The following is a 26,998-nucleotide window of genomic DNA, read 5'->3' as shown; positions in this document are numbered from 1 at the left end:
GCGCGCGACCCCGTGCCGGCCAGCCGGCGGAAAAGCCTTCGCCAGGCCAGGGCGTACAACACGAGAATCAGGAGGGTGTTCGAAGAAACAGCGGTCGAAGCGGCCGGGATCCCGGCCCGCCAAATCCGCGCGCGGCACGACGAGCGGACGATCCGCGTCTACCAGGCGTACTCGCCGGAGATCGCCGACGCGGCGCTGGCAGCGGGGACGTTCGTGGCGCCGTTCAAGCGGGAGCGGATGACGTGGATCAAGCCGTCGTTCGCGTGGATGGGGTACCGCTGCGGCTGGGCGGCCAAGCCCGGGCAGGAGCGGGTGCTGGCGCTGGACCTGACGCGCGAGGGCTTCGCCTGGGTGCTCGCCCACGCGGCGCTGAGTCACTTCGACCCGCGCGTGCACCGCGACGAGGCGGCGTGGAAGGCGGCGATGCGGGCCAGCCCCGTCCGCGTGCAGTGGGACCCCGAGCGTGACGTGCACCACCGGCCGCTGCCGCACCGGTCGATCCAGCTCGGGCTGAGTGGCGAAGCCGTGAACCGGTACGTGGACGAGTGGATCACCGCGGTCACCGAAGTCACGCCGGTGATGCGCGCCATCCGTGCGCACCTCGCCGACGGGCGGGTCGCCGAAGCTCAAGCGCTCTTGCCGGTCGAGAAGCCGTACCCGCTGTCCGCCGAGCTGGCCGAGGCCGTCGCCGCGAGCCAGGACGACGCGAGCGAAGGAAACTAGGGCAGCTCGCGCCAGGCCAGCTCGCCCCAGCCGGCCGACGTGACCTCCGCCTCGGAGGCCCAGCGGACCGTGCCCGGGCGGACGTGGCTGTCCTGGTCGATGGACCAGTCGGGTTCGCAGGGGGCGACGTGCTCGAAGTCGTCGATGCCGGCGGGGGTGTGCCACACCACGCCGCAGGAGTCGCACATGAGGACGACCTTGCCGTTCTCGACGACCAGGGGGCGGATGAGCCCCTGGTCCCAGAACGAGGGACATTCGACGAGCCACATCGTGCTGCACCACCTCGGAGCGCCGGGGCGGCCGCACAGCCGACGTGGGCCGCATCCTCCCGACAGTGCACCGGGCGGGCGTGAACGCGTGCGGGCGGCTCGGCGAAGCAGGCACCAACGTTGCCCGAAATGGTCGTGACAGGCGAATCTCCTCTACCTCAAAAGTCCGCTCCTCGGGACACTTGATCGAGTCAGTGATCGATCCCCTAGTGCGCCAGGCCTCACACAGGGCAGTTCCATCACACGGCCGCTACAGAGGGGGTTAGCCTGGTAGGCGCATTAGCACAGACAAGATCGAGACGGATAGAGGCGAGCCCAAGCCGTGTCCAGCAGCAGCCCTGCGTCACAGTTCGGCCCCAACGAGTGGCTGGTCGAGGAAATGTACGACCAGTTCCTCGCGGACCCTTCCTCAGTCGATGCCGCCTGGCACGACTTCTTCGCAGACTTCAAGCCGACGCAGACGGCACAGGCGAAGGCCGACAGTGCGCGCCAGAGCGCGGCCGCCACCACTGCGGCCAGCGGTAACGGCCACGCGACCGAACCGTCCGCCAAGGCGGTCCAGAACGCCGAGTCGGCCGCCCGGCAGTCGGCGCCGGCCAAGCCGGCCGGCCGGCCCACCCAGGCCGCCACCCCGGCCCCGGCCCCGAAGACCGCGCCCGCGAAGCCGGCTCCGAAGGCCGCCGAGAAGGCGCCCGCTGCCACACCGGCGGCGAAGGAAGAGCCCGAGACCAAGCAGCTGCGCGGCGCCGCCGCGGCGATCGCGAAGAACATGGACGCCTCGCTGACGGTGCCCACCGCGACCAGCGTGCGCGCCGTCCCGGCGAAGCTGATGGCGGACAACCGCATCGTCATCAACAACCACCTCAACCGCACCCGCGGCGGCAAGATCTCCTTCACGCACCTCATCGGCTACGCCATGGTGCGGGCGCTGAAGGACTTCCCGAACATGAACCGGCACTACCAGCTGATCGACGGGAAGCCGTTCGCGGTCACGCCGGAACACGTGAACTTCGGCCTCGCCATCGACATGAAGGGCAAGGAGGGTGCGCGCACCCTCGTCGTGGCCTCGGTCAAGGGTGTCGAGGACATGTCCTTCCTGCAGTTCTGGCAGGCCTACGAGGACATCATCAAGAAGGCCCGCAACAACAAGCTCACCGCGGACGACTTCGCCGGCACCACCATCTCGCTGACCAACCCGGGCGGCATCGGCACCAACCACTCGGTGCCGCGCCTGTCGGCCGGCCAGGGCGCGATCATCGGCGTCGGCGCCATGCAGTACCCGGCTGCGTTCGAGGGCACGAGCGAGAAGACGCTGGTCGACCTGGCCGTCAGCAAGATCATGACGCTGACGTCCACCTACGACCACCGCATCATCCAGGGCGCCGAGTCGGGCGAGTTCCTCAAGCGCATCCACGAGCTGCTGCTCGGCGGCGACGGCTTCTACGACGACGTCTTCACCAGCCTGCGCCTGCCGTACGAGCCGATCCGCTGGGTCGCCGACATCCCCGAGGGCCCGGTCGACAAGACGGCCCGCGTGATCGAGCTGATCGACGCGTTCCGCACCCGCGGCCACCTGATGGCCGACACGGACCCGCTGAACTACCGCCAGCGCAGCCACGTCGACCTCGACGTCATCTCCCACGGCCTCACGCTCTGGGACCTCGACCGCGAGTTCCCGGTCGGCGGCTTCTCCGGCCAGGAGCGCATGACGCTGCGCGACATCCTGGGCGTGCTGCGCAACTCGTACTGCCGCACCGTCGGCATCGAGTACACGCACATCCTCGACCCCGAGGAGCGGCGCTGGATCCAGGACCGCGTGGAGATCCCGCACGAGAAGCCCGACTCCACCGTCCAGAAGTACGTGCTGTCGAAGCTCAACGCCGCCGAGGCGTTCGAGACCTTCCTGCAGACGAAGTACGTCGGCCAGAAGCGCTTCTCGCTGGAAGGCGGCGAGACGGCGATCCCGCTGCTCGACACCATCCTCGACAAGGCCGCCGAGCACGAGCTCGACGAGGTCGTGATCGGCATGCCGCACCGCGGCCGCCTCAACGTGCTGGCCAACATCGTCGGCAAGCCGATCAGCCAGATCTTCCAGGAGTTCGAGGGCAACCTCGACCCGGGCCAGGCCCACGGCTCCGGTGACGTGAAGTACCACCTCGGCGCCGAGGGCAAGTACTTCCGCATGTTCGGCGACGGCGAGACGAAGGTGTCGCTGGCCTCGAACCCGTCGCACCTCGAGACGGTCGACCCGGTGCTCGAGGGCATCGTCCGCGCCAAGCAGGACATCCTCGACAAGGGCGACAGTGCCACCGGGGGCTACTCGGTGCTGCCGGTCCTCATGCACGGCGACGCGGCCTTCGCGGGCCAGGGTGTCGTGGCCGAGACGCTGAACCTCGCGCTGCTGCGCGGCTACCGCACCGGCGGCACCGTGCACGTGATCGTGAACAACCAGGTCGGCTTCACCACCGCGCCCGAGCACTCGCGCTCGTCGCAGTACGCCACCGACGTCGCGAAGATGATCGGCTCGCCGATCTTCCACGTGAACGGCGACGACCCGGAAGCCGCCCACTGGGTGGCCAAGCTGGCCGTGGAGTACCGCCAGGCGTTCCACAAGGACGTGGTCATCGACCTGATCTGCTACCGCCGCCGCGGCCACAACGAGGGCGACGACCCCTCGATGACGCAGCCGGCGATGTACGACATCATCGACACCAAGCGCTCGGTCCGGAAGACCTACACCGAGGCGCTGATCGGCCGCGGGGACATCTCCGTCGAAGAGGCCGAAGCCGCGCTGCGCGACTTCTCCAGCCAGCTGGAGCACGTCTTCAACGAGGTGCGTGAGCTCGAGAAGCACCCGGCGAAGGCGAGCCCCTCGGTCGAGGAAGAGCAGCAGGTGCCGGCGAAGGTCACCACGGCCGTCTCGAAGGAGGTCGTGGAGCGGATCGGCGACGCGTTCGTCAACGTCCCCGAGGGCTTCACCCCGCACCCGCGCGTGAAGCCGGTCATGGAGCGCCGCCACAAGATGTCGCGCGAAGGCGACGTCGACTGGGCGTTCGGCGAGCTGCTCGCGTTCGGTTCGCTGGCGATGGAGGGCCGCCTGGTGCGGCTGTCCGGCCAGGACTCGCGCCGCGGCACGTTCACGCAGCGGCACTCGGTGTTCATCGACCGCAAGACCGGCCAGGAGTACTCGCCGCTGCAGAACCTGGCCGACGGCCAGGGCCGCGTGATGATCTACGACTCGGCGCTGTCGGAGTACGCGGCCGTCGGCTTCGAGTACGGCTACGCGGTGGCGAACCCCGAGTCGCTGGTCATGTGGGAAGCGCAGTTCGGTGACTTCGTCAACGGCGCGCAGACCGTGATCGACGAGTACATCTCCTCGGGCGAGGCGAAGTGGGGCCAGCGCTCCGACGTCGTGCTGCTGCTGCCGCACGGCCACGAGGGCCAGGGCCCGGACCACACGTCCGGCCGTATCGAGCGCTTCCTCTCGCTGTGCGCCGAGGGCTCGATGACCGTCGCCGTGCCGTCGACCCCGGCGAACTACTTCCACCTGCTGCGCCGCCACGCGCTCGACGGCATCCAGCGTCCGCTGGTGGTCTTCACACCGAAGTCGATGCTGCGCAACAAGGCCGCGACGTCGGCGGTCGAGGACTTCACCGGCCAGAGCCGGTTCATGTCCGTCATCGACGACACCACCCAGAACCCCGAAGGCGTCCGCAAGGTGCTGCTGACCTCGGGCAAGCTCTACTGGGAACTGGTGGCCGAGCGCGCCAAGCGCGAGGCGAACGACGTCGCGATCGTGCGCATCGAGCAGTACTACCCGCTGCCGAAGCGCAAGCTGCTCGCCGCCATCGAGCGCTACAGCAACGCGCAGCAGATCGCGTGGGTCCAGGAGGAGCCGGAGAACCAGGGTGCGTGGCCGTTCTTCGGTCTCAACCTGCCGCGGAAGTTCCCGGAGGTCTTCGCCGGCCTGCAGGTCGTCTCGCGCCGCCCGATGGCCGCGCCGTCGGCGGGTTCGTCGAAGGTGCACGAGGTGGAGCAGAAGGCGCTGATCGCGAAGGCGTTCGACTGATCGCTGGTTGCTTTCCGGAGGCCACCACGGTTCGCCCGTGGTGGCCTCCGGCCGTTTCCGCACCTCGAGTGCGTGGTATTTCTATACCGGCCAGTGTTAAGCTGGCGGTATAACTATACCTTTTGTGCTGCGAGGTTTTTCGTGATCGAACTGAAGACGCCTGCGGAGATCGACCGCATGCACGTGACCGGCCGCTTCGTCGCGGAGGTCCTCACCGAGGTCGGCCGGCTCGCCGACGTGGGCGTCAACCTCCTGGACCTCGAGCACCACGCGCGCGGCATGATCAAGCGGCGCGGGGCCGAGTCGTGCTACTGGGACTACTCGCCTTCGTTCGGCAAGGGACCGTTCCGCAACGTCATCTGCCTTTCGGTGAACGACGCGGTCCTGCACGGCCTGCCCCACGACTACGTGCTCCGCGACGGCGACGTGCTCACCGCGGACGTCGCGGTGAGCATCGACGGGTGGGTCGCCGACTCCGCTCGCACGGTGATCGTCGGAACTCCCGCCGAGGAGGACCTGCGGATCGTCCGCGCCACGGAGGAAGCGCTGGAGGCGGCGATCTCGGCGGCTCTCCCCGGCAACCGCCTGGGCGACATCTCCGCGGCGATCTACGCGGTGGCGACCTCGTACGGCTACCCGGTCAACACGGAGTTCGGCGGCCACGGCATCGGCCGCACCATGCACGAGGACCTGCACGTCTCCAACAAGGGCACGGCGGGGCGCGGCTTGAAGCTCCGGCCGGGCCTGACGCTCGCGCTGGAGCCTTGGTTCGCGCGCACGACGGACCGCATCGTGTACGACCCCGACGGCTGGACGATCCGCTCGGCCGACGGCTCACGGACGGCGCATTCCGAGCACACGGTGGCCGTCACCGAGGACGGGCCGGTGGTGCTCACGCGACGCGAGGCGGAACTTTCCGCCGGCTGACTCAGGTCACCCGGTGCCCTCGGCACCGGTGTACACCAGCACGTTCGGCGACCCGGTGCCCGCGTCGGTGATCTCGTCCTTCGTCCCCGCGTCGACCAGCGCGTCGCGGACCTCTTCGGGTGTGGCCGACGGGTTGTCGGCCAGGTACAGCGCGGCGGCGCCGACCACGTGCGGAGTCGCCATCGACGTGCCGCTGATGGTGTTGGTCGCGGTGTCGCTGCCGATCCAGGCGGACGTGATGTCGGTGCCGGGTGCGAAGAGGTCGAGACAGGTGCCGGTGTTGGAGAAGACGGACCTGGCGTCGGTGTCCGTGGTGGCGCCGACGGTGATCGCCTCGGGTACGCGGGCGGGCGAGGCGTCACACGCGCTGCCGCCGTAGGAGTTGCCGCCCGCGATGCCGTACGTGACACCGGCTTCGATCGACCGCTGCACGGCCTCGTCCACCACAGTGGACACGGGACCGCCGAGGCTCATGTTCGCCACGGCCGGCTTCTCGGCGTTCTCGGTGACCCAGTCGATGCCCGCGACGACCTGGTCGGTCGTACCGCTGCCGGTGCAGTCGAGCACGCGGACGGCGGTCAGGCTGACTTCCTTCGCCACGCCATAGGTCGTGCCGCCGATCGTGCCGGCGACGTGGGTGCCGTGGCCGTAGCAGTCGGTGGCGTCGGAGTCGTTGTCCACGAAGTCGTACCCGGAGACGGCGCGGCCGTCGAACTCGGAGTGCGTGAGGTTGATCCCGGTGTCGATCACGTACGCGTGCACGTCGGCGGCCGTCGTGCTGTAGCTGTAATCCGCGTCCAGCGGCAGCTCACGCTGGTCCACCCGGTCGAGACCCCACGACGGCGGGTCCGACTGGTCCTCCGACACCTGAAGCACGCGGTTCTGCTCCACAAAGGACACCGCGGGGTCGGCGGCCGTGCGCTTGGCCTGTGTCTCGGACATCGTGCCGGTGAAGCCGCGCAAAGCCTTCGAGAACGTGCGCTCGACCGACCCGCCGTGGCGGCCGGTGACGCTCTTCGCCGTCGACTCCACCGAAGTGCCGTTCTTGAGCACCACGAGGTAGCTGTCCTTCACCGCACCGGCGCTCCCCGCGCCCACGATCGCGCCTTCCTGAGCGGACGCCACGCCGCTGCCGAACACAGTGACGGTCGCGATCGAGGCGGCACTCGCCAGGATCGTCACGCTTCTGGTCACAGTTACCCGAGATTTGCGCACAGTTCGTCCCTCCTCGACCAGTGCGGACACCGGTTGGCCTGAGGCTAGGTGTGCGGCCCTGTTCGCCGGAAGAAGAGTCGTCCGGGAGGTTTTCACCGCGTTGCCCTGTTCGGACCATTCGCTGATCGGAAAAGGGTTTTACCCCCGCACACGCGGCCAGCAAGAATTCACGCCATGCTGATCCGCCGAGCCGTCCGCGCCGACGAGACCGCGATCCGCGCCGTGCACACGGCCGCGTTCGCGCAGCCCGGGCTCACGACCGTGCCCGAGGCCCTGCTCGTCGACGGGTTGCGGGCCGACGGCGACCTCATCCCCGAACTGTCGCTGGTTGCCGAGCAGGACGGCCAGGTGATCGGCCACGTGTGTTCGAGTCCCGCCAAGCTGGGCCAAGACCACCGCAGCGCCGTGGGTCTGGGGCCGCTCGGGGTGTTGCCGGAATTTCACCGCGGCGGCGTCGGGTCGGCGCTGGTGCACACAACGCTCGGAGCCGCGGACGCGCTCGGGTTCGGGCTGGTGGTTCTGCTGGGTGATCCGGGCTACTACGGCCGGTTCGGGTTCGTCCTGGCCGAGCAACTCGGCATCACGCCGCCGGTGCCCGAGTGGGCCCGGCACTTCCAGGCGCGCGCCCTCACCGCCCACCAGCCGGAGAACCGGGGCGCCTTCAGCTACGCGCCGGCGTTCGAACGACTGTGAAGGAAAACCGATGACCATCCTCTGGCGCCCCACCGGGCCGGTGGAGCTGGAACTCGTGCGCGAGCTCGAATGGCGTGCGTGGCCGCCGCGGTTGCCGGAGCAGCCGATCTTCTACCCGGTGCTCAACGAGGACTACGCGGTGCGCATCGCGAGGGACTGGAACGTGCGCCACGACGGCGCCGGGTTCGTCACGCGGTTCGAAGTGGAGACGGAGTTCCTGAAGCGCTACCCGGTGCAGCAGGCGGGCGGCAAGACGATCCTCGAGCTGTGGGTGCCCGCCGAAGAGCTGGCGGAGTTTCACCGCCACATCATCGGCGAGATCGAGGTCGTGCACGAGTTCCGCTGAAGGTTCAGGCCTTGAGGTGGTTGCGCGCCAGGAAGTCGTCGGCGATGTCGAGGGGGTTGCGCTTCTCGTCGGTGAACTGGACGTTCAGCTCGGTCAGCTGGTCGGTCGTCAGGGCGGCCGAGACGCGGTTCAGGGCGGCGACCTCGGCCGGCGACAGGGTGCCGCGGGCGACGAGCGGCACGATGTTCTGCGCCGGGAACATGTTCTTGTCGTCGTCCAGCGGGACGAAGCCGTTGGACTTGATCGTCGACGACGTGCTGAACAGGTCGGCCACCTGGACCTCGCCGGACTTGAGCGCGGCGACGGTGACGGGGCCGCCGGTGTCGGTGGTGCGGATCTCCTTGAAGGAGCAGCCGTACAGCTGCTTGATGCGGTCCTTCCAGCGGCTGCTCCACTGGCCCGGCCCGCCCATCACCAGCTCCCCGCAGCGGCGGCCCAGGTCCGAGAACGTCCGCACGCCCGCGGCCGCCAGTTCGGGGCGCACCACCAGCAAGTCCTTGTCCTGCGCCGGCGCCTGGTCGAGGACCTCGAACCCGGCGGGCAGCTTCTGCTTGAGCTGCGCGTACACGTCGTCCGAAGTGGTCGCTTGCGTGTCCTTGTCGAAGTAGCGCAGGAGGTTGCCGCTGTAGTCGGGCACCACCGACAGGGACTTGTCCTGCAGCGCCTTCACCACGACCTCGCGGCTGCCGACCGGCGGGCGCACGGTGACGTTGGCGGCGCCCGCGTTGCGCAGCGCGCCGGCGTAGATCTGGGCCAGCAGGAGGCTTTCGCCGACGTCGGACGCGCCGATGATGATGTCGCCCGTCGTGCCGCCCTCGCCGCCGCCGGCGAGCGGGTTGCCGCAGCCCGAGACGACCAAGGCCAACGACACCAAGACCACACCCCAGCGCCTCACGCCACACCTCCCGCCGCCGCGGCCGAGCCGGTGGTCGCCTGCGCGGCGAGCCGGACGCCCTTCGGAACGAGTGCGCGCTGCGCCGCGGCGAGCACCAGGTCGAACACGATCGCCAGCAGCGCCGTCAGAATCGCGCCCGCGACGACCTCCGTGTAGTCCAGGATGGCCAGCCCGTCGAGCAGGAACCGGCCGAGGCCGCCGAGCCCGACGTACGCGGCGACCGCCGCCGTCGCGATGAGCTGCAGCACGGCGTTGCGGATCCCGCCCAGCACCAGCGGCAACGCGATCGGCAGCTCGACCTTCCACAGCTGCTGCCAGCCCGTCATGCCGATGCCCTCGGCGGCGTCGACCACGTCGTGCTCGGCCGCCTGCAGGCCCGCGTACGTGCCGGCCAGGATCGGCGGGATCGCCAGGACGACGAGCCCGATGATCGTGGCCGTGGTGCTCTCGGTGAAGAGCAGGAACAGGAACGTGACGAGCCCCAGCGTCGGCAGCGCGCGGATCGCGTTGCCCGCGCCCACCAGCACCACGGCGCCGCGGCCGGTGTGCCCGACCCACAGGCCCAGCGGGAACGCGATCACCACCGCGATGACCAGCGCCAGCAGCACGTACGCGAGGTGCTCGCCCAGGCGCGTGGCGATGCCGTCCGGGCCCTGCCAGTTGGCAGCCGTGGTGAACCAGTCGAAGACGTTCACGCCGCCGCCTCCGCGAGGACGGGCGCGCGGCCGGCGCGCTCCCACGGGGTCAGGACGTTGCGCAGCAGCACCAGCACCACGTCGACGACCAGCGCCAGCAGCAGCGTGAGCACGATGCCGACCACGATCGGCGAGAAGTACTCGCGCTGGAAGCCGTCGGTGAACAGCACGCCCAGCCCGCCGGTGCCGATCAGCGCGCCGACGCTCACGAGGCTGATGTTGCTCACCGACGCCACGCGCACGCCCGCGGCGAGCACCGGCACCGAAAGCGGCAGCTCCACGCCGAGGAAACGCCGCGGCGCCCGGTAACCGATGGCCGTGGCGGCGGCGATGACGTGTGACGGCACGGCGTCGAGCGCGTCGAGCACCGGGCGCACGAGCAGCGCCGTGGTGTAGATCGTGAGCGCGACGATCACGTTGATGCTGTCGAGGATCTTCGACCCGATCAGACCCGGGATCACCACGAACAGCGCCAGCGACGGGATCGTGTACAGCAGGTTCGCCACCACCAGCAGGACGCTGCGCACCGGCGGCCAGCGGTGCCCGAGCCAGCCCAGCACGATGGCCAGCACGATCCCGATCACCAGCGGCACCAGTGCGAGGTAGATATGCTCGCCCAGGTCCCCGAGAATCTCGCCGCGGTTGTTCGCGCTGCCCAGGTAGCGCCCGAGCTCGTCGAAGAACCCGCCCATCAGGACGCCTGCGGGGTGGCCTCGATCACGTCCAGGACCTGGCGGGCCACGACGGTGCCCACCACGCGGTGTTCTTCGTCCACCACCACGCCGAGGCTGGCGGGCGAGGACAGGGCGGCGTCGAGCGCACCGCGGATCGGGGTGCCCTGCACGTAGAGGGAGCCGCCGGCCACGATGTCGCCCTCGGCGAGCTCGCCGTCCACAGTGGAGTTCGGCGGCAGCCAGCCGCGGGGCTGCTTGTCGGAGTTCACCACGAGCTGCCAGCTCTTCGTCGGCTCCGGCAGCCTGGTGCCGAGCTCGACGACGTCCACAGGGGACACCTCGACACCGCCGGCGGACACGAAGGACAGTCCACGGTAGCCGCGGTCACGGCCGACGAACGAAGCCACGAAGTCGTCCACGGGGTGACGCAGCACGTCGGACGGAGTGCCGTACTGGGCGAGCACACCGCCCACCCGCAGCACCGCGATCTTGTCGCCGAGCCGCACGGCCTCGTCGATGTCGTGCGTGACGAACACGATGGTCTTGCCCAGCTGCGACTGCAGTCGCAGCAGCTCGTCCTGCAGCTCCTCGCGCACGATCGGGTCGACGGCCGAGAACGGCTCGTCCATCAGCAGCACCGGCGAGTCCGCCGCGAGCGCCCGGGCCACGCCCACGCGCTGCTGCTGGCCGCCCGAGAGCTGCGCCGGGTACCGCTTGCCGAGCTCCTTCGGGAGGCCGACGGTCTCCAGCAGCTCGGCCGCGCGGGCGCGGGCCTTGCGCTTGTCCCAGCCGGACAGCAGCGGCACGGTCGCGATGTTGTCGAGCACCGTCCTGTGTGGAAAGAGGCCGGCGTGCTGGATCACGTAGCCGATGCCGCGGCGCAGCAGCGCGGGGTCGCCCTCGCTCACGTCCTTGCCGTCGAGCAGCACGGCACCCGACGTGGGCTCCACCATGCGGTTGATCATGCGCAGCGACGTGGTCTTTCCGCAGCCCGAAGGGCCGACGAGCACGGTGATCGTGCCGTCGTCGACGGTGAGCGAGAGACCGTTCACCGCCACCGTGCCGTCCGGATAGCGTTTGGTCACATCGCGGAACTCGATCGTCACGGACTTCTCCCCACGTCAGATGCAGATCGACCGTAGCCCACTCGGCGGGCCTTGGCAGCCTTTCCCGCACAGTGGCCGGATAGGCTCGTCGCCTGTGACCGCTCTCGACGACCTCCTGGCCGCGCACGGTGCCGGCGTACGCCCGCTGTACGAGGTGATCGACCTGCTCCGCACGGGTCCCCGTGAGCTGGCCGACCTGGTGCGCCTGGCCGCGGCACCCCGGCGCAGTGTCGAGGACGTGCTGGCCGCGCTGGAGCGTGACCTGGAGCGTTCCGCCGCGGGTGTCCGGATCGCACCCGATGCGCTGCCGAGGTACGAGGCGTACCGCTTGCCGCGCCTGCCCGATCCGCTCGACGACGCCGTGGCCGCGCACTCCGAGCTGCTCGCGTCGATCTCCGGCTGGGTCGCCGGCGTGCCCGCGCCGCTCGCCGCGCTCGACCACGTGCAGGCGACGCCCGAGACGGTGCTGCGGCGTGCTTTGTGGCTCGCCGCCCGCTACGACCTGCGCCGCTCCCGCCTGCTGTTCCTCGGCGACCACGACCTGACCTCGCTGGCCGTGCACGCCGTGTGCCCCGAGGCCGAGCTGACCGTGGTGGACCTCGACGAGCGCGTTCTGTCCTACCTGGACTCCACCGGCTCACGCGCCGTCGCCACCGCGCACGCCGACCTGCGCGTCGGCCTGCCGCCCGCCGTCACGGGCCGCGCGGACCTCGTGTTCAGTGATCCGCCTTACACCCCGGACGGCATGGGGCTGTTCGCCGCGCGCGCCGTGCAGGCGCTGCGCGAGCCGACCGAGGGCCGCATCCTGCTGGCCTACGGCTACAGCCCCCGCCACCCGGCGCTCGGCGCCCAGGTGCAGCGTTCGCTGGCGACGCTCGGGCTCACGTTCGAGGCGATCCTGCCCGACTTCAACCGTTACGACGGAGCGCAGGCCATCGGCGCCGCCGCCGACCTCTACGTCTGCCAGCCCACCGCGAAGGCCCGCAAAACGGGCCGGGGCAAGGGAAAGTCGGCCATCTACACCCACGGGCCGCAGTCGGTCGAGGCCACCGGCACGAAACCGACGCTGCTGTCCGCGTTGCGTGACATCGCCTCCGAAGGCGGCCTGGCCCTGGAAACCCGGCCCGTCGACTGGTCGATGTCCGCGCCCGAGGGTGACGCCGTCGCCATGGACCTCACCGCCGACCCCGGCCCGTGGCTGCTGCGCACCCTGCTCGGCACCAACGCCCGGCGGCTGGCCCTGCTCGTGCCCAACAACCACCCGGACCTCGCCGACGCGGCCTCGCAGGCGGCACTCACCGACCTCGTGGCCGGCAAGTACCGCCTGCGGTTCCTGCGCAGCACGCCGGACAACCGTCACGCCGTGGTCACCGCGGACATGGTCGACGACCCGTCGGAAGTCCTCACGCGGGCGCACGCGCGGCTGGCGAACGTCGCGCTCGACGTGCCGGGCGACCTGGTGGACCTGCGGCTGGTGGACGTGCCGCGGCATCGGCTGGCGGAACTGCTGCGCTGACGCGTCAGAGCAGCTCCGCCGCCAGTGCCTTGTAGACACTGACGACCTCGTCGTCGTAGACCTGCAGCTCGACGTCCGGTATCGCCGCGTGGGTGGCGTGGCGGGTGGTGATCACCTGGATGGCGACGTGGTCGGCGCCGGCCTCGACGTGCTCGCCGAGCTGCCGGGCGATGGCGGCCGCGTCTCCGTGGGCGACCACGGCGTCGATGAGGCGGTCGCTGCCGTCGCCGGCCAGGTCTTCGTCGGTGAAGCCCAATCGGCGCAGGTTGTTCGTGTAGTTGGTGAGACCCAGGTACGGGTGCTTGATGCGCGGCCGCGCCGTGTCACGGGCGCGCACCGGGTCCGGGTCGAGCACCACCTTGTGCTCGGGCACCAGCAACGCGGACGGGCCGAGCGCCGCCCGCGAAAGCCGCGTGTGCGACGGCGGCACGAGGTAGGGCACCGACCCGCCCGCGCGCGAAGCCGTGAGCTCCAGCATCTTCGGGCCCAGCGCGGCGATCGCGCGGCCTTCGACCGGCACGCCGGCCGCGTCGAGACCGTCGAGGTAGGCCTTCATCGCGGCGAGCGGCTTGGTGAACTCGCGCGTCTGCTCCGGGTGCCCCGCGCCGATGCCGAGCCAGAACCGGCCGGGGAACCGCGAAACCAGCCGGTGGTACGCCTTCGCAGCGAGGGCCGGGTCGCCGTGCCAGATGTTGAGGATGCTCGTGCCGACCACGAGCGTCGAGGTCGCTTCGAGGAGTTCGTCCAGGCCGGCGAGATCCGGCGGTGGGCCGGCGACCCACAACGTGGTGAAGCCGAGCTGCTCGATCTCCTTCGCCATCGCCGGGGTGGTCAGGGCGGCCGGTTGCCAGACGCCGTAGGCGCCGAGGTCGATCGTCATACCCCCAGCGTGGCGGGCGGAAAATGGACCGGCAAGTCCAAAAAAGGGGCTCCCCGCGCCGGGGAGCCCCTTCTCTTGGCGCGAGCGATCAGTCGGTCACGCCGTCGGCCACCGCGGCCTTGGCGACGGCCGCCGCGACCTCCGGGGCGACGCGCGGGTCGAGCGGGCTCGGCACGATGCGGTCGGGGCCGAGGTCGTCGGTCGCGACGGCGACGATGGCGTCGGCCGCGGCCAGCTTCATGTTCTCGGTGATCGCGCGCGCGCCGGCGTCGAGGGCGCCGCGGAAGACGCCGGGGAACGCCAGCACGTTGTTGATCTGGTTCGGGAAGTCGCTGCGGCCCGTGGCGACGATCGCCGCGTAGCGCGCCGCGTCGGCCGGGTGGACCTCCGGGTCCGGATTGGACAGTGCGAACACGATCGGGTCGTCGGCCATGGAGCCGAGCAGCTCGGGGTCGATCGTCGCGCTGGACAGGCCGAGGAACACGTCGGCGCCCTTCAGCGCGGCCTCGAGACCGCCGGTGAGACCCGACTTGTTGGTCGTCGCGGCCAGCTGCTGCTTGATCGGGTTCAGGCCGTCGCGTCCGGAGTGGATGATGCCGCGGGAGTCGAGCACCGTGACGTCGCCGACGCCGGCCTCCTGCAGGATCTTCGCGCAGGCCACCCCCGCCGCGCCCGCACCCGAGATCACCACGCGCTGGTCTGCGATCGCGCGGTCCAGCACCAGGTTCGCCCCGCGCAGCGCCGCGAGCGTGACGATCGCGGTGCCGTGCTGGTCGTCGTGCATGACCGGGCAGTCGAGCGCGGCCTTGAGCTTGTCCTCCAGCTCGAAGCACCGCGGCGCCGAGACGTCCTCGAGGTTCACCGCGCCGAACGACGGGCGCAGGCGCACCAGCGTCTCCACGATCTCGTCGACGTCGGTGGTGTCGAGCACCAGCGGGATCGAGTCGAGACCGCCGAACGTCTTGAACAGCACGGACTTGCCCTCCATGACGGGCAGCGACGCGCTCGCGCCGATGTCGCCGAGGCCCAGCACCGCCGTGCCGTCGCTGACGACCACCACGAGACGGTCGGCCCAGGTGTACCGCTTCGCCTGGGCGGCGTCCTCGGCGATCGCGCGGCTCACCTTCGCCACACCGGGCGTGTAGGCGATCGAGAGGTCGCGCGGGTCGGAGATGGGCCGGGTGGCCGCCACGGAGAGCTTGCCGCCCTCGTGCCCGGTGAAGATCTCGGCGTCCGTCACCGGTGCGGCGGTGGCGGCCGTGCTGGCCTGGTCGGTCATCGAGGTTCCTGTCGTCGTTTCCGGCGTTCGCCCCTCGGCGATCGCGGAACTCGCGGGGTGGATCTGCGTCACTGAATTACTCCTGGGACTGCGAGCGGGGGACCACTGGCGGCGGGCGAAGGCGCACCCGGCGCCGATGGAACTTGTCCTCCGGACGGCAGCCCAGCGCGGTAGCGCCGGCCTGTCGGCGAGGCGTCACAGCGGCCATCCGATCCGTGGGGTGTGGCTGATGGCCGCGGACGCTGCGGTCTCCCAATCATGACAGCAGCCCCTCCGGCTGCGAACCCTCGGTGCGGCTCATGTCACAGATTCCGCCGACTTCCCGAGGAAAACCCCCGAAAAACCACCATTCCCAAGACGTCCGTCCGGTTTTGTTGAATGGTTCCGAACCGATTCAGTGATCGCGGCCACCCGCATTTCGCGCCGCACGGCACTCGATAAGGTGAGCGCATGCAATTCCGCCCGCTGAAGGTCGCCGACGCCTACGAGTTCACCCCGCGCGCATTCCCCGACGAGCGCGGGCTCTTCGTGGCGCCGTTCCAGGAATACGCGCTCCTGGGCGCCACCGGGCACCCGATGCGCGTGGGCCAGACCAACCACAGCGTCTCCCGCCGCGGCACCATCCGCGGCGTGCACTTCGCCGACGTACCGCCGGGTCAGGCGAAGTACGTCTACTGCCCGGCCGGCTCCCTGCTCGACGTGATCGTCGACGTGCGCACGGGCTCCCCCACCTTCGGCCAGTGGGACGCCGTCCTGCTCGACGCGAAGGACTTCCGCGCCGTGTACGTCGCCGAGGGCCTGGGCCACGCGTTCGTCGCGCTCGAGGACAACACGGCGATGGCCTACCTGTGCTCGGAGCCGTACAACCCTTCGGGCGAGCACGGCATCAGCCCGCTCGACCCCGCGCTCGACCTGCCGTGGCCCGCGGACCTGACGCCTATTGTGTCCGAAAAGGACCGTTCCGCCCCGACCCTGGCCGAGGCCGCGGCGCAGGGCCTCCTGCCGTCGTACGCGGATTGCACGGCGTACTACGAGAAGCTGCGCTCGGCTCACCACTGAACTTCGGTCACCTCGTGCCCGACTCTTGCCGTTGCCCTTTAGTATGTGCGCATATAGTATGCTCGCATGGCACTTTACGAGTACGAGCACACCGAGACCACCACCGCGCCGGCGTCGGCCGTCTGGCCACTGTGGACGGACACCGCCCGCTGGCCCGAATGGGACGCAGGCCTGCGGGAAGTCGTGCTGGACGGCCCGTTCGAGGCGGGCACCCGCGGCACCATGACGATGCCGGACCAGCCGCCGATCCCGTTCACGCTCACCGCCGTCGACGACGGCCGCGGGTTCACCGACGAAACCCGGCTGCCCGATGCCAGGCTCGTCTTCGAGCACCGGCTGGAAGACGCCGACGACGGCACGCGCATCGTCTACCGCGTGACGGTGGACGGACCGCCGGAGCTGGGCCCCGCCGTCACCGAGGACACCCCGGACGCCATGCGCGCGCTGGCGCGGCTGGCCGAGGCATCCTTGCGGGCATGACCGCTCCGGAGTCCCGCCTGCCCGGCCCCGACGCGAGCCCCGGCTTCCTGCTGTGGCGCGTCACCCTGGCCTGGCAACGCGTGATGCGCGCCGCGCTGGCGCCGCACGACCTCACGCACGTCCAGTTCGTGCTGCTCACCACCATGTGGTGGCTCACGCGTTCCGGCGAGCCGCCCACGCAGCGGCAGCTCGCCGAGCAGGCCGGCACGGACACGATGATGACCAGCCAGGTCGTGCGCAAGCTCGCGGACCGCGGGCTGCTCACGCGCGCCGACGATCCGGCCGACGCGCGCGCGAAGCGGGTGCAGCTCACGGAAGCCGGCTCGGCGCTCGTCGCGAAAGCTTTGCACGACGTCGAAGACGCCGACGCGCGGTTCTTCGGCGGGCTCGGCGAGCGGACCGGCGGGTTCGTCTCCGCGCTGGCCGATCTCGGGACGTGAGGCCTCAGGCCAGCACGTCCTCCGCCAGCACCCGTTCCACGTTGCGTTCCGCCAGGGCCGTGATCGTGACGAACGGGTTCACGCCCGTGCTGCCCGGGATGAGCGAGCCGTCCGTCACGTAGAGATTGCGGTAGCCCTTCACACGCCCGTAGTCGTCGGTCGCGTCGCCGAGGACGAGGCCGCCGAGGGGGTGGTAGGTGAAGCGGTTCTCGAACGGGCGGGTGTCACCGAAGAGGTCGTAGCGGTAGATGGTGACGTTGGCCGCGTTGATCTTGTCGAACAGCGCCTTGGCCGCGTCGATCGACGGCTGCCCCTGTGCGGCCGTCCACTGCAGTTTCGCCGAATCCGAAGCCACATCGTAAGTGAAGTGCCCACGTTCCGGGTTCTTCGTGATCGCGAGGTACAGGCTCACCCACGTCTCGAGCCCGGCCGGCACGGGCGCGATCTCCGCGAAGACCGGGTGCACGGGGTCGTTCCAGTTGTCGATCCCGAGCGCGGGCATGCCGGACTGCAGGCTGCCCGTGGTGTCCCAGACGTGGTTGGCGCGCCCGAGCATCACGTTGCCGTTGGTGCCCCAGCCCTGACCCACGGCGTCGGGCAGGTCCGGCAGCCGGCCGGTTTCCCGAGCTCGCACCAGCAATTCCGTGGAACCGACACTGCCGGCGCCGAGGAAAAGGTGCGTGGTGCTCACGTGCTTGGTCGCCACGACCGCGCCGTACGGGTCGATTTCGCGCACCACGAGCGTGTATGTGCCGTCGGGCTGCTGGATGATTTCGCGGACCTCGTGCAGCGTCTGGATCGCCACGTGGCCGGTGCCGAGTGCGGCCGCGAGATAGGACTTGTCCAGCGAACGCTTGCCGTGGTTGTTGCCGTAGATCACTTCCGACGCGAGCGCGGAGCGTTCCACAGTGCCGGCTTCTTCCTGTTCCAGGTAAGAGAAGTCGTAGACGCTGGGCACGAACGTCGTCGTGAACCCGGCTTTCTGCGCGGCTTTCCGGGAAACGCGCGCGTATTGGTAAGAACGGCAGGTCTCGAACCACTGCTCGTCCACGGAGTTCACGCCGAGCCCGGCCCGGGCGCGCGGGAAGTACTTGCCGTACATCTCGTCGGCGTCGACCCGCGGCAGGATTTCCTCGAAGTACGAACGTTTCGGCGTCACCGCCATCGCGCCGTTGACCAGCGAGCCGCCACCGACGCCGCGGCCCAGGTACACGGACATGTCGCCGTAGTTCACGCGGTCGAGCACCCCGGCGTACGGCTTGATGTCGCGGTTGGCGAGGTCGAGCCACAGGAACGACGCGAGCGGCGCCTGCGTGCGATTCTTGAACCACATCGAGCGCTGGTCGGGGTTCAGCATCTCGCAGAAAACCTTGCCGTCGGGGCCCGGATCGTGCCAGAGCTGCCCCATTTCGAGCATCAACGTGGGCACGCCGGCCTCACCGAGGCGCAATGCGGTGGCCGCGGCGCCGTAACCCGTCCCGATGATCACGGCGGGCGAATACTCGGGCAGCGGCGTGTTGGTGGCGGCGCGGGCGGTGGCGGCGGAAATCCCGGTCAGCCCGAAGGCCGCGGCGGTGTTCAGCGCGGCGAGGCCGAGGAACCGGCGGCGCGTCAGGGCTGGCATGCCTGCATGGTGTCGTCGCGGTTCCGGAGCTGACAAGGCCGAAATTGAGCAGTATTCGCATCCGCCCAGTAAACGGCGTTAAGTTTCACCCGGCCGGGTCAATTGGCGAGTGACTCCGATCGCTGTTTCTTCCGCGTGACCCAGATGGTGATGGTCGCCGTGACGACGGTCGTTCCGCGCGCGTCGAGGATCCGCACCGGCACCGGGAGGTCGAACCCCTCGTCGCCGAACTCGGGCAGCTGCGGCAACTCGGCGACGGCCCGCAGGCCCGTGGTCGCCTTGGCCACATACCGCACGTCCATACCCTTGGGCAGCCAGCGGTGCGACGGCGGCACGGTCGCTTCCGCCAGCAGGCCCATCGCGATCTCCGCGAGGTTGCACGCGGCGATGGCGTGAAAGGTCCGGATGTGGTTGTGGACACCCCACCACTTCGGCGCGGTGACCGAGCAGTGCCCCGGACGCAGCTGCCGCACCGACGGCAGCACCGTCCCGAAGTAGGGCACGCGCAAGCACATCGCGGCGGAAAACAGCTGCTTACCGCCCGGTTTGTCCACCAGCCGGCGCCACAGCGCGAACGTCGGGCTCGTGCCCATCGGAACCTCCCCACCTACCTACTCGTCAGTAGGTAAGCACAGCGGGCGACCTGCCCGCAAACGGGGGCGGGGCTATATTCGGGCTCGTGGCACATCGGCTCTTCCTCCTCAGGCACGGTCAGACCGAGTGGTCCGTCAACGGCAGGCACACCGGGCGCACCGACATCCCGCTCACGCCGGCGGGTGAGGACCAGGCGCGCGCGGCGGGCGGCACCCTGCGCACCCTGCTCGGCGGCCCCAAGCTCGTGATCTCGAGCCCGCGCGAACGCGCGAAGCGCACGGCCGAGCTCGCCGGCCTGCGCGTGGACGAGCTCACCGAAGACCTCGCCGAGTGGGACTACGGCGAGTACGAAGGTGTCACCACACCGAAGATCCGCGAAACGGACCCGGGCTGGACCGTGTGGACACACGCGATCCCGGGCGGCGAGAGCGCGGCCGACGTGGCCGCGCGCGCCGACAAGGTCCTCGACCGCGCGCGCCGCGAGATCGACAACGGCGACGTGGTCCTGGTGGGTCACGGGCACTTCAGCCGCGTGCTGGTGGCCCGCTGGGTGGGCCTGCCGTCCACGGCGGGTGTCCACTTCGGACTGGACCCGGCCGGCATCGCCGTGCTGGGCGACGAACGCGGCGAACCCCAGGTCGAGCACCTGAACCTGCTGCCCGCACTGGAAGGCTGAACCCTTGCCCGACCCCCGCATCCGGCGGATCCGGCCCGAAGACGTCGACGCCGTGGTGGAACTGGTCTACGCGCTCGCCGAGTTCGAGCGCATGCCCGAAGAGTGCCACCTCGAGGCGCCGCAGCTGCACAAAGCGTTGTTCGGTCCCGCGCCGGCGTTGTTCGGCCACGTCGCGGAGGTGGACGGGCGCGTCGGCGGGTTCGCGTTGTGGTTCCTGAGCTTCTCGACGTGGCGCGGCGTGCACGGCATCTACCTGGAAGACCTGTTCGTGCGCAGCGAGCTGCGTGGCTCGGGGCTGGGCAAGGCGCTGCTCGCGGCACTGGCCGCCGAGTGCGTCGAGCAGGGGTACGAGCGGCTGGAGTGGGCGGTGCTGAACTGGAACCCGGCGGTCGGGTTCTACCGGGCGCTCGGCGCGCTGCCGCAGGACGAGTGGACCACCTACCGGCTCACGGACGCGCCGCTGAAGGCGCTCGCCGCCGAAAGCTGACGCGGCCGGACACTTCAGTCGCGCTCGTGGCGCTCGCGTTCCTCACGGCGCCCGGCGAGGCCACCGCGTTCGGCTGCTTCTTCCTCCGTCTCGCCTTCGCGCAGGCCGAGCGCCCACGCGCGGGCCGGGCGGCGGAAGAGCAGCACGAGCGCCGCGAGGCCGCACACGCCGATCGGCACACCCCACGCCGGCTGGCCGGACGGGCCGAGCACATACCAGCCCACGCCCATGAGCAGCAGCGCGACCACGACCCCGGGCGAACGCGCCCACTGCCGGCCGAGGACCAGCCCGGCCGACGCGGCCAGGAACGCGATCGCCAGCACCGCGTAGGTGCCGAACTCGGCCCAGATGTTGTTGCCCGGCTGCGAAGGTTCTCCCAGGCCGCGCACGAGGATCACGACGCCCAGCACCAGCAGCCCGAGGCCGGGCAGCGCGGTGAGGATCCCGGCCAGCCGGACCTCGAACGGGGTGGGCGGCTGGTTCTCGTCGAGCGACACGGCTGCGGCCTTCCAAGCTGCTTTGCGGGAGCACAGCGACCCGACCTGCACGGGTCACGGTGGGTGAGCAGTTTCGATCGTATGCCACCCGGTCGGCCGTTTTCGCGGGGCGCCGGGCACGTGAAAATCGGGGTTGTCGTCGATGAGCGGGCGGTCGGCCCGGGTGCACTTGTCACGACGAGCGGATGTTCGCCGTACGCAAGGGAGGATCGCCCGCCACAGGGTCACCGGACGCAGTACTGGCGCATTCCTCCGAGGCGGTTGCGGCCTCGTTCACCGTGCTGAGCTTCGCGTCACCTTGTGCCGTCGAAGGTTCTCGCGCCGGGTGAACGTCACCTACGCTGCGGAAGTGCGCGCCATCCTCGTCGTGAACCCGCAGGCCACCTCGACCACCGCCGGTGGCCGGGACGTGCTGGCGCACGCGCTGGCCAGCCAGCTGAAGCTCGACGTCGTCGAGACGGACTACCGCGGCCACGCGATGGCCGTGGCGCGCTCGGCGGCCCGCGACGGCTTCGACCTGGTCGTGGCCCACGGCGGCGACGGCACGGTCAACGAGGTCGTCAACGGCCTGCTCGCGGATTCCACCGGAAACCCGGGCGAGCTCGGGTGCGTCCCGATGCTCGGCGTGGTGCCCGGCGGCTCGGCCAACGTGTTCGCGCGCGCCCTCGGCCTTCCCGTGGATCCCGTCGAGGCGACGCACCAACTACTGAACGCGCTCGAGAACGACCGGCGCCGGCGCATCGGCCTCGGGCTCGCCGACGGACACTGGTTCACCTTCAACGCCGGGCTCGGCTGGGACGCCGACGTGGTGGGCCGCGTCGCGAAACGCCGGGGCAAGGAAACGAGCGCGGCGCTCTACCTCCAGGCCTCAGTGCGCTCCTACTTCCGGCCGCCGCTGGGCCGGCCGGCCCTGACAGTGCGGATCCCGGGCGAAGAACCCGCCGAGGTCGTGACCGCGTTCGTGTCCAACACCGATCCGTGGACCTACCTGGGTGATCGCGCCGTCCACCTCAACTCGGGTTGCTCGTTCGAGACGGGATTGGGCTTGTTCGCGTTGAACGGTCTGCGGTTGCCCACCGTGTTCACTCATGTACGCCAAGCTTTGCTCACGAAGAGCGACCAGCACGGGCGGCACCTGGTGCGCCACGACGACGTGCCGATGATCCGCATCGACGCAGCTGAACCGGTGAACTTCCAGGTCGACGGCGACCTCGTCGGGCAGCGGACGCGAGTGGAATTCCACAGCGTTCCGGATGCACTCACAGTAATCGTGTGACGGTCCGACCACTGATCGCCTGCGGCAAAGTGCATTTTGCCGCTCGTCGACGCAGAACCTCCGCTCACCGCATCGCGCTTCCGCCGGGTGGTCCGTTTCAGACAGAAACCGCAGGTCAGAGGCGTCGCTCGGCCGGGTGAGCTGACTCACCGATCTTCGGGAAACCCTTGTCGAACGCGGTGCTTCGTGAAAGCATTCACAAGCACCCAAAAACACGACCGCCATGACGACTGTGGCGCGGCCCTCCCGCGCCGCTATGAAGGAGCTCACGAACATGGACTGGCGCCACGACGCGTCCTGCCGAGACGAGGACCCCGAGCTGTTCTTCCCGGTGGGAACCAGCGGTCCGGCTCTGCTGCAGGTCTCCGAGGCGAAGGCCGTGTGCCACCGCTGCACCGTCGCTTCCGACTGCCTGGCCTGGGCTCTGGCCAGCGGCCAGGACGCCGGCGTGTGGGGCGGCATGAGCGAGGACGAGCGACGCGCGCTCAAGCGCCGCCGTACGCAGATCGGCACGCGTACCATCGCCTGAGCCTGAAGGCTCAGAAGCACCAAACCCTGAACTGGATTTGTCGCAGGGGACTTTTCTTGTCCCCTCCGCCTCCGACTTGGGGCGATACCCATCCGGTTTAAGCGTAACAACCGAGGTGAAACCACCCGCACCCGGGTGCACTGCACCTCACCAGGACTGAACAAGTCCTCCCGCGGAACGTCGTGAGGGCCGGTACCGATTCGTTCGGTACCGGCCCTTCGGCATGTCCGGGTTCTTTTGGCGCGCACGGTTCGTACCGTCCCGCCCGCGGCGATGGCGGGACCGTCGCCACATCCCTTGAGCGCGTCGTGGCGTCTTCGCCGCGCCCTCTTCGGCGCCGCCGGCCCATCACCCGCCGTCCGTTGTGGACTGACCCCGCCGCCCGATTGCCCTGGGGTAGAAGATCTTTCGCGTTTCGCCCTTCCTCGCGTCGGCGTGAACTCGCTCCGCCGACCGAGTTCCCGGTGAGCGGTTACCCGCCGGTTGAACGTTTCCCGAACGAATCCTGAACGGGACGCGACCCACCTCTCGCCGCACCCCTCTCTCACACACCCTGACACCTCGCACAGCATTGCCGTTTGACGATACTGTGTCTCACACACTATCGTGGTGAGCGTGAAAGACACCGACTTGCTGGACGCGCATCGGCAGGAGCTGTGGCGGGGGACGGTCGTGCTGGCGAGCCTGCTGGCACTGCAGAAGCCCGGGTACGGCTACGGACTGCTCGACGCACTGGAGCGCGCGGGGGTGCCCGCGCCGGCCAACACGCTGTACCCGCTGTTGCGCCGCCTGGAGGCTCAAGGGCTGCTGACCAGCGAGTGGGACACCTCGGGCACCCGGCCGCGGAAGTTCTACCGCACGAGCCGCGACGGGCTGCAGCTCGCGCGGGAGCTGCAGAAGGAGTGGCGCGCCATCGACACCGCGCTGAGCCGGCTGGACACCGAAGCGGAACCGGAGCCGAACACCGAAGCAGACACCGAACTGGGGGAACAACCATGAGCACCACACTCACCGACCGATACGTGGCCGCCACCGTGCGGCACGTCTCGGGCAAGCACCGCGGCGAGATCGACCGCGAGCTGCGCGCCGCGATCGCCGACGACGTCGAAGCCCGCGTCTCGCTCGGGGAAAGCCCGGGCCAGGCCGAGTACGCGGCGCTGGCCGAGCTCGGCGACCCGGCGCAGCTGGCGACGCGGTACGCGGACAAGGCGACCGTGCTGATCGGGCCGGCCACCTACCCGAACTACGCCAAGGCGATGCGGCTGCTGAGCGCGACCGTGCTGCCGATCACCTACCTCGTGAACGCGATCGGGCACTGGGTGCGCGGCGAAAACGTTGCGGCGGCGATCTTTTCGCCCCTGGGCGTGACGCTGACCGCCGCGGTGTACCTGTTCACGGGGGTCACCGTCCTTTATGTACTCGTCGATCGGTTCGGCAGCGAGCGCGGTCCCGGGGAACCCGACGAGGATTGGAAACCCGACCAGCTCCCGTTCTCCGACGCCACCGCGACCACCACGTGGAACGAGGTCGTCAGCGGGATCGTGCTGGCGGTCCTGCTGGTGGTGGCGCTGTTCGTGCAGCGCTCGGCCCTGCTCGTGACCACGGCGTCCGGCACACGGGTTCCGGTGCTCGACCCCGCGTTGTGGGGGTTCTGGGTGCTGTTCTTCGTTGTCGTGCTGGTGCTTTCGCTCGCTTTGGCGGTGGCGAACCTGCGCCTGGGCCGCTGGACGCTCGCAACGGCCGTCGCCGGCACTGTGCTCATCCTCGCCGCGACGGGACCGCTCGCGTACCTGTTCCTCGAAGCGCGCGTGCTCAACCCGGCGCTCGGCAACGTCTTCACCGCGACCGGCAGCTGGATCGGCTGGCTCGCGCTGGTCGTCCTGGCCGCCGTCACCGTCGCCGTGCTCGCCAAGACCTGGCGCCACCGCGACCGTCAGCGGATCGAGGTCCGATGATGGCCACGCTCGCCCCTCCCGAAAAGCCCACCACTCCCCCGGAACTGCGCCGGGAGCTGATCGTCAACCTCGCCATCAACCTCATCGCCCCGGCCGCACTCTTCTACGGGCTGCGCGCACTCGGCGTGAACCAGTGGCTGGCGCTGCTGGCGGGTGTGGTCCCGCCGGCCGTGCGCGCCGTGCAGACCGTGGTCACGAAGCGGCGCGTGGACACGCTCGCGGTGTTCACGTTGAGCATCCTGGTGCTGAGCGTCGCGACTTCCTTCCTGTCCGGCAGCCCGCGGTTCCTGCTGGCCAAGGACGGCTGGATGACCGCGGCCGCCGGGCTCTGGATGCTGGCGACGCTGCTGCGGACACCGTTCCTGTACCAGGTGCTGCGGTCGTTCCTCGGCCAGGCGGCGCGGGAACGCATGGAGCGGAACTGGCTCGGCTCGCCCACCTACCGCCACGTGCTGCGCGTGACCACCGCGATGTGGGGGGTGGTGCTCGTGCTCGACGCCGGGGTGCGCGTGGTGCTGGCGTACGCGCTGCCGGTGGACCGGGTGCCGTTGATCAGCGGGCTGCAGTACGTGGCGGTGTACCTCGCGCTCGAGGTCGCCACGCGGGTCTACGCCCGGCGCAAGAGTGTCGCCGCCGCGATCGCGGCCGAAGTCGGAGAGGAATCGTTGCCATGACCGTCGTTCTGATCACCGGGGGTTCGAGCGGTATCGGTGCCGCCGTGGCGCGGCACTTCGCGGCCGAGGGCGCGCGGGTGGTGGTGGCCGACGTCGACGAGGCCGCCGGCGCTGAGGTCGCCGCCGAGGTCGGGGGCCGGTTCGTGCGCACCGACGTCACGCGGCCCGAGGACAACGAAGCCGCCGTGGCCGCGGCGGTGGCCGAGTACGGCGGGCTCGACGTGGTGCACCTCAACGCCGGGACCGGCGGCGCGGGCGGGCTCGACGACTTCGACCTGGAGCGCTATCGCCGCACGTTGGCGGTGAACGTCGACGGCACGATGTTCGGCCTGCGGGCCGCCGTCCCGGCGCTGCGGGCTCACGGCGGAGGCGCGATCGTCGTGACGTCGAGCCTCGCCGGCATCTCGCCGGCGACGTTCGACCCGGTGTACTCGGCGAGCAAGCACGCGATCATCGGGCTGGTGCGGTCGCTGGCCCCGGCCTGCGCGGATTCGGGGATCACGCTCAACGCCGTGTGCCCGGGGTTCGTGGAGACGCGGATGATCGGCGGGCTGAAGGACACGCTCGTGGCGAATGGCTTGGCCGTGGCTTCTCCGGCGGAAATCGCGTCCGCCGTCGCGGCGATCGCCGCGGGCGAGGGCACCGGGGAAGCGTGGATGCTGCAGGCCGGGCGGGCACCGGAACGCGTCGAGTTCCCGGTGGTCGAACTCAGCCAGGCGTGACCGAGTCGCGCAAGGTGAGGTAGGCGTCGAGCTGGGCGGCGCCGCCGAGCAAGGCGCGGCTGCGGGCGGTGAGCCGGTGCTGCCAGGCGTCGAGGAAGGCGCTCAACGCATCGGACCCGCCCGCTTCGCGCAAGGACTCGAGGAACTGCGCGACCTGACGCAGCAGGTAGCCGCCGCGGCGCAGCTGCCGGGCGATCTCGGCGTCGCGGACGCAGTCCGGGCCGTATTCGCGGTAACCGGTGGCCCGGTCTCGTTCGGGGCGAAGGATTCCCTCGGTTTCCCAGGCGCGCAGCGTCGCCGGGTGCACGTCGAGGCGGCGGGCGAGCTCGCCGACGGTCAGCGGCGGGCCGGGGAACGGCGCCGGAGCCGCGGACAAGGTGCCCAGCGCCGTCGCGACCTCGGTGCGGGTGTCGCGTTCGGCGAGCAGGGCGACGTGCGCGGCATCGATGAGCCGGTAGGCGGACTCGGTGTCACCGCGGTGGATCGAGCGCATGATTTCCACCGCCGGCTGATGCCCGTGGCCCGCCCGCAACGCGAGGAACGCCCGCAGGGCCTGCGCGTGCAGCGGCGTGTAGCGGCGGTAGCCGGTGTCGCTGCGTTCGGTGGGCGGGAGCACACCGGCGTCGTCGTAGTTGCGGACGGCTTGGGCGGACAACCCGTGCTCCCGGGCGAGGTCGATCGGTCGCAGGGTGAACCTC

28 protein-coding genes and 1 pseudogene are annotated in these 26,998 nt (G+C 70.1%); 17 read left to right on the top strand and 12 right to left on the bottom strand.

The features are described 5' to 3' along the window. Positions 1–75 precede the first annotated feature (75 nt). The gene (locus tag ACFY1H_RS38480) at positions 76–723 is read left to right on the top strand and encodes a DUF4291 domain-containing protein (RefSeq protein ID WP_386954812.1); all 648 of its coding nucleotides are present in this window, start codon (positions 76–78) and stop codon (positions 721–723) included. On the opposite strand, the gene ACFY1H_RS38475 is transcribed toward ACFY1H_RS38480, so the two are convergent. Further along, a complete protein-coding gene (locus ACFY1H_RS38475; protein WP_220243991.1) occupies positions 720–992 on the bottom strand; it encodes a hypothetical protein in 273 nt (90 codons plus the stop codon). The two genes, ACFY1H_RS38480 and ACFY1H_RS38475, sit on opposite strands and share 4 nt — an antisense overlap. A gap of 322 nt (positions 993–1,314) precedes the next feature. Here ACFY1H_RS38475 and ACFY1H_RS38470 point away from each other — a divergent pair, with 322 nt between their 5' ends. Together ACFY1H_RS38470 and map are read left to right on the top strand one after the other, a co-directional pair. Next, positions 1,315–5,061 (top strand): multifunctional oxoglutarate decarboxylase/oxoglutarate dehydrogenase thiamine pyrophosphate-binding subunit/dihydrolipoyllysine-residue succinyltransferase subunit, encoded by a 3,747-nt coding sequence (locus ACFY1H_RS38470; RefSeq protein WP_386954808.1) that lies wholly within the window; start codon positions 1,315–1,317, stop codon positions 5,059–5,061. 141 nt (positions 5,062–5,202) lie between these two features. Continuing rightward, positions 5,203–5,988 carry a type I methionyl aminopeptidase gene (map, locus tag ACFY1H_RS38465; protein ID WP_386954805.1) on the top strand — a complete coding sequence of 262 codons (786 nt, stop codon included), beginning with the start codon at positions 5,203–5,205 and terminating at the stop codon, positions 5,986–5,988. 15 nt (positions 5,989–6,003) lie between these two features. Here the strand turns inward: map and ACFY1H_RS38460 are convergent. Then, positions 6,004–7,203: pseudogene (locus ACFY1H_RS38460) on the bottom strand (S8 family peptidase); the annotation flags it as partial. 174 nt (positions 7,204–7,377) lie between these two features. Here ACFY1H_RS38460 and ACFY1H_RS38455 point away from each other — a divergent pair. Together ACFY1H_RS38455 and ACFY1H_RS38450 are read left to right on the top strand one after the other, a co-directional pair. Next, positions 7,378–7,896, top strand: coding sequence for a GNAT family N-acetyltransferase (locus tag ACFY1H_RS38455; protein WP_386954802.1), 519 nt, complete (start codon positions 7,378–7,380; stop codon positions 7,894–7,896). A gap of 10 nt (positions 7,897–7,906) precedes the next feature. Beyond that, positions 7,907–8,242, top strand: coding sequence for a hypothetical protein (locus ACFY1H_RS38450; protein WP_386954799.1), 336 nt, complete (start codon positions 7,907–7,909; stop codon positions 8,240–8,242). Between the two features lie 4 nt (positions 8,243–8,246). On the opposite strand, the gene ACFY1H_RS38445 is transcribed toward ACFY1H_RS38450, so the two are convergent. The 4 genes from ACFY1H_RS38445 to ACFY1H_RS38430 are packed head-to-tail and all read right to left on the bottom strand — an operon-like array spanning position 8,247 to position 11,612. Beyond that, positions 8,247–9,116 (bottom strand): ABC transporter substrate-binding protein, encoded by an 870-nt coding sequence (locus tag ACFY1H_RS38445; protein WP_386955161.1) that lies wholly within the window; start codon positions 9,114–9,116, stop codon positions 8,247–8,249. Between the two features lie 17 nt (positions 9,117–9,133). Next, a complete protein-coding gene (locus tag ACFY1H_RS38440; RefSeq protein ID WP_366579667.1) occupies positions 9,134–9,832 on the bottom strand; it encodes an ABC transporter permease in 699 nt (232 codons plus the stop codon). Beyond that, on the bottom strand, positions 9,829–10,524 hold the full coding sequence (locus tag ACFY1H_RS38435) for an ABC transporter permease (protein ID WP_386954795.1): 696 nt from the start codon (positions 10,522–10,524) through the stop codon (positions 9,829–9,831). The genes ACFY1H_RS38440 and ACFY1H_RS38435 overlap by 4 nt, the downstream gene beginning before the upstream one ends. Next, positions 10,524–11,612 carry an ABC transporter ATP-binding protein gene (locus ACFY1H_RS38430; RefSeq protein WP_386954792.1) on the bottom strand — a complete coding sequence of 363 codons (1,089 nt, stop codon included), beginning with the start codon at positions 11,610–11,612 and terminating at the stop codon, positions 10,524–10,526. Before ACFY1H_RS38430 ends, ACFY1H_RS38435 begins: the two co-directional genes overlap by 1 nt. A gap of 94 nt (positions 11,613–11,706) precedes the next feature. Between ACFY1H_RS38430 and ACFY1H_RS38425 the strand changes: the two genes are divergently transcribed. Beyond that, positions 11,707–13,128, top strand: a complete 1,422-nt coding sequence (locus tag ACFY1H_RS38425; protein ID WP_386954789.1) for a bis-aminopropyl spermidine synthase family protein — start codon at positions 11,707–11,709, stop codon at positions 13,126–13,128. A gap of 4 nt (positions 13,129–13,132) precedes the next feature. Here ACFY1H_RS38425 and ACFY1H_RS38420 read toward each other — a convergent pair whose 3' ends face one another. Then, positions 13,133–14,008, bottom strand: a complete 876-nt coding sequence (locus ACFY1H_RS38420) for an LLM class F420-dependent oxidoreductase (RefSeq protein WP_386954787.1) — start codon at positions 14,006–14,008, stop codon at positions 13,133–13,135. An 88-nt stretch (positions 14,009–14,096) separates the two neighbouring features. After that, positions 14,097–15,287, bottom strand: coding sequence for an NADP-dependent malic enzyme (locus ACFY1H_RS38415; RefSeq protein WP_366579677.1), 1,191 nt, complete (start codon positions 15,285–15,287; stop codon positions 14,097–14,099). 450 nt (positions 15,288–15,737) lie between these two features. Between ACFY1H_RS38415 and ACFY1H_RS38410 the strand changes: the two genes are divergently transcribed. From ACFY1H_RS38410 to ACFY1H_RS38400, 3 genes are all read left to right on the top strand, one after another. Continuing rightward, the gene (locus ACFY1H_RS38410) at positions 15,738–16,346 is read left to right on the top strand and encodes a dTDP-4-dehydrorhamnose 3,5-epimerase family protein (protein ID WP_386954783.1); all 609 of its coding nucleotides are present in this window, start codon (positions 15,738–15,740) and stop codon (positions 16,344–16,346) included. A 66-nt stretch (positions 16,347–16,412) separates the two neighbouring features. Beyond that, positions 16,413–16,826, top strand: a complete 414-nt coding sequence (locus ACFY1H_RS38405; RefSeq protein WP_386954781.1) for an SRPBCC family protein — start codon at positions 16,413–16,415, stop codon at positions 16,824–16,826. Next, positions 16,823–17,266, top strand: coding sequence for a MarR family winged helix-turn-helix transcriptional regulator (locus ACFY1H_RS38400; RefSeq protein ID WP_386954778.1), 444 nt, complete (start codon positions 16,823–16,825; stop codon positions 17,264–17,266). Before ACFY1H_RS38405 ends, ACFY1H_RS38400 begins: the two co-directional genes overlap by 4 nt. Positions 17,267–17,270: 4 nt before the next feature. Here ACFY1H_RS38400 and ACFY1H_RS38395 read toward each other — a convergent pair whose 3' ends face one another. Both ACFY1H_RS38395 and ACFY1H_RS38390 read right to left on the bottom strand, forming a co-directional pair. After that, positions 17,271–18,890, bottom strand: coding sequence for a GMC oxidoreductase (locus ACFY1H_RS38395; RefSeq protein WP_386954775.1), 1,620 nt, complete (start codon positions 18,888–18,890; stop codon positions 17,271–17,273). Between the two features lie 98 nt (positions 18,891–18,988). Next, a complete protein-coding gene (locus ACFY1H_RS38390; protein ID WP_386954773.1) occupies positions 18,989–19,483 on the bottom strand; it encodes a hotdog fold domain-containing protein in 495 nt (164 codons plus the stop codon). Between the two features lie 86 nt (positions 19,484–19,569). On the opposite strand from ACFY1H_RS38390, the gene ACFY1H_RS38385 reads away from it, so the two are divergent. Then, positions 19,570–20,160: an acid phosphatase gene (locus ACFY1H_RS38385; protein WP_366579689.1), complete on the top strand. Its 591-nt coding sequence runs from the start codon at positions 19,570–19,572 to the stop codon at positions 20,158–20,160. A gap of 4 nt (positions 20,161–20,164) precedes the next feature. After that, a complete protein-coding gene (locus tag ACFY1H_RS38380; protein WP_366579691.1) occupies positions 20,165–20,647 on the top strand; it encodes a GNAT family N-acetyltransferase in 483 nt (160 codons plus the stop codon). Positions 20,648–20,661: 14 nt separating this feature from the next. Here the strand turns inward: ACFY1H_RS38380 and ACFY1H_RS38375 are convergent, their stop codons facing one another. Continuing rightward, a complete protein-coding gene (locus ACFY1H_RS38375) occupies positions 20,662–21,144 on the bottom strand; it encodes a hypothetical protein (protein ID WP_366579693.1) in 483 nt (160 codons plus the stop codon). Positions 21,145–21,493: 349 nt separating this feature from the next. Between ACFY1H_RS38375 and ACFY1H_RS38370 the strand changes: the two genes are divergently transcribed. The 6 genes from ACFY1H_RS38370 to ACFY1H_RS38345 all read left to right on the top strand — a co-directional run bounded on the left by ACFY1H_RS38370 (position 21,494) and on the right by ACFY1H_RS38345 (position 26,300). Continuing rightward, the gene (locus ACFY1H_RS38370; protein ID WP_366579964.1) at positions 21,494–22,420 is read left to right on the top strand and encodes a diacylglycerol kinase family protein; all 927 of its coding nucleotides are present in this window, start codon (positions 21,494–21,496) and stop codon (positions 22,418–22,420) included. Positions 22,421–22,694: 274 nt separating this feature from the next. Continuing rightward, the gene (locus ACFY1H_RS38365) at positions 22,695–22,949 is read left to right on the top strand and encodes a WhiB family transcriptional regulator (protein ID WP_220247091.1); all 255 of its coding nucleotides are present in this window, start codon (positions 22,695–22,697) and stop codon (positions 22,947–22,949) included. Positions 22,950–23,564: 615 nt separating this feature from the next. Next, positions 23,565–23,948, top strand: coding sequence for a PadR family transcriptional regulator (locus tag ACFY1H_RS38360; RefSeq protein ID WP_366579695.1), 384 nt, complete (start codon positions 23,565–23,567; stop codon positions 23,946–23,948). Beyond that, on the top strand, positions 23,945–24,904 hold the full coding sequence (locus ACFY1H_RS38355; RefSeq protein WP_386954768.1) for a permease prefix domain 1-containing protein: 960 nt from the start codon (positions 23,945–23,947) through the stop codon (positions 24,902–24,904). The genes ACFY1H_RS38360 and ACFY1H_RS38355 overlap by 4 nt, the downstream gene beginning before the upstream one ends. Next, positions 24,904–25,578 (top strand): VC0807 family protein, encoded by a 675-nt coding sequence (locus ACFY1H_RS38350; RefSeq protein WP_386954765.1) that lies wholly within the window; start codon positions 24,904–24,906, stop codon positions 25,576–25,578. Before ACFY1H_RS38355 ends, ACFY1H_RS38350 begins: the two co-directional genes overlap by 1 nt. Beyond that, the gene (locus ACFY1H_RS38345) at positions 25,575–26,300 is read left to right on the top strand and encodes an SDR family NAD(P)-dependent oxidoreductase (RefSeq protein ID WP_386954762.1); all 726 of its coding nucleotides are present in this window, start codon (positions 25,575–25,577) and stop codon (positions 26,298–26,300) included. Before ACFY1H_RS38350 ends, ACFY1H_RS38345 begins: the two co-directional genes overlap by 4 nt. Here the strand turns inward: ACFY1H_RS38345 and ACFY1H_RS38340 are convergent. Next, a complete protein-coding gene (locus ACFY1H_RS38340) occupies positions 26,287–26,988 on the bottom strand; it encodes a MerR family transcriptional regulator (protein WP_386955158.1) in 702 nt (233 codons plus the stop codon). The two genes, ACFY1H_RS38345 and ACFY1H_RS38340, sit on opposite strands and share 14 nt — an antisense overlap. Positions 26,989–26,998: the final 10 nt, after the last annotated feature.

This window comes from Amycolatopsis sp. NPDC001319 (assembly GCF_042896185.1).
Lineage (GTDB): Bacteria > Actinomycetota > Actinomycetes > Mycobacteriales > Pseudonocardiaceae > Amycolatopsis.
This window is presented reverse-complemented; position numbering and strand designations above follow the sequence as displayed.

Bases quoted from the DNA above. Each gene is read 5' to 3' on its own strand.
- ACFY1H_RS38475 (WP_220243991.1), bottom strand. From the start codon at position 992: ATGTGGCTCGTCGAATGTCCCTCGTTCTGGGACCAGGGGCTCATCCGC.
- ACFY1H_RS38455 (WP_386954802.1), top strand. From the start codon at position 7,378: ATGCTGATCCGCCGAGCCGTCCGCGCCGACGAGACCGCGATCCGCGCC.
- ACFY1H_RS38450 (WP_386954799.1), top strand. From the start codon at position 7,907: ATGACCATCCTCTGGCGCCCCACCGGGCCGGTGGAGCTGGAACTCGTG.
- ACFY1H_RS38435 (WP_386954795.1), bottom strand. From the start codon at position 10,524: ATGGGCGGGTTCTTCGACGAGCTCGGGCGCTACCTGGGCAGCGCGAAC.
- ACFY1H_RS38420 (WP_386954787.1), bottom strand. From the start codon at position 14,008: ATGACGATCGACCTCGGCGCCTACGGCGTCTGGCAACCGGCCGCCCTG.
- ACFY1H_RS38415 (WP_366579677.1), bottom strand. From the start codon at position 15,287: ATGACCGACCAGGCCAGCACGGCCGCCACCGCCGCACCGGTGACGGAC.
- ACFY1H_RS38410 (WP_386954783.1), top strand. From the start codon at position 15,738: ATGCAATTCCGCCCGCTGAAGGTCGCCGACGCCTACGAGTTCACCCCG.
- ACFY1H_RS38405 (WP_386954781.1), top strand. From the start codon at position 16,413: ATGGCACTTTACGAGTACGAGCACACCGAGACCACCACCGCGCCGGCG.
- ACFY1H_RS38400 (WP_386954778.1), top strand. From the start codon at position 16,823: ATGACCGCTCCGGAGTCCCGCCTGCCCGGCCCCGACGCGAGCCCCGGC.
- ACFY1H_RS38395 (WP_386954775.1), bottom strand. From the start codon at position 18,890: ATGCCAGCCCTGACGCGCCGCCGGTTCCTCGGCCTCGCCGCGCTGAAC.
- ACFY1H_RS38390 (WP_386954773.1), bottom strand. From the start codon at position 19,483: ATGGGCACGAGCCCGACGTTCGCGCTGTGGCGCCGGCTGGTGGACAAA.
- ACFY1H_RS38365 (WP_220247091.1), top strand. From the start codon at position 22,695: ATGGACTGGCGCCACGACGCGTCCTGCCGAGACGAGGACCCCGAGCTG.
- ACFY1H_RS38355 (WP_386954768.1), top strand. From the start codon at position 23,945: ATGAGCACCACACTCACCGACCGATACGTGGCCGCCACCGTGCGGCAC.
- ACFY1H_RS38350 (WP_386954765.1), top strand. From the start codon at position 24,904: ATGGCCACGCTCGCCCCTCCCGAAAAGCCCACCACTCCCCCGGAACTG.
- ACFY1H_RS38345 (WP_386954762.1), top strand. From the start codon at position 25,575: ATGACCGTCGTTCTGATCACCGGGGGTTCGAGCGGTATCGGTGCCGCC.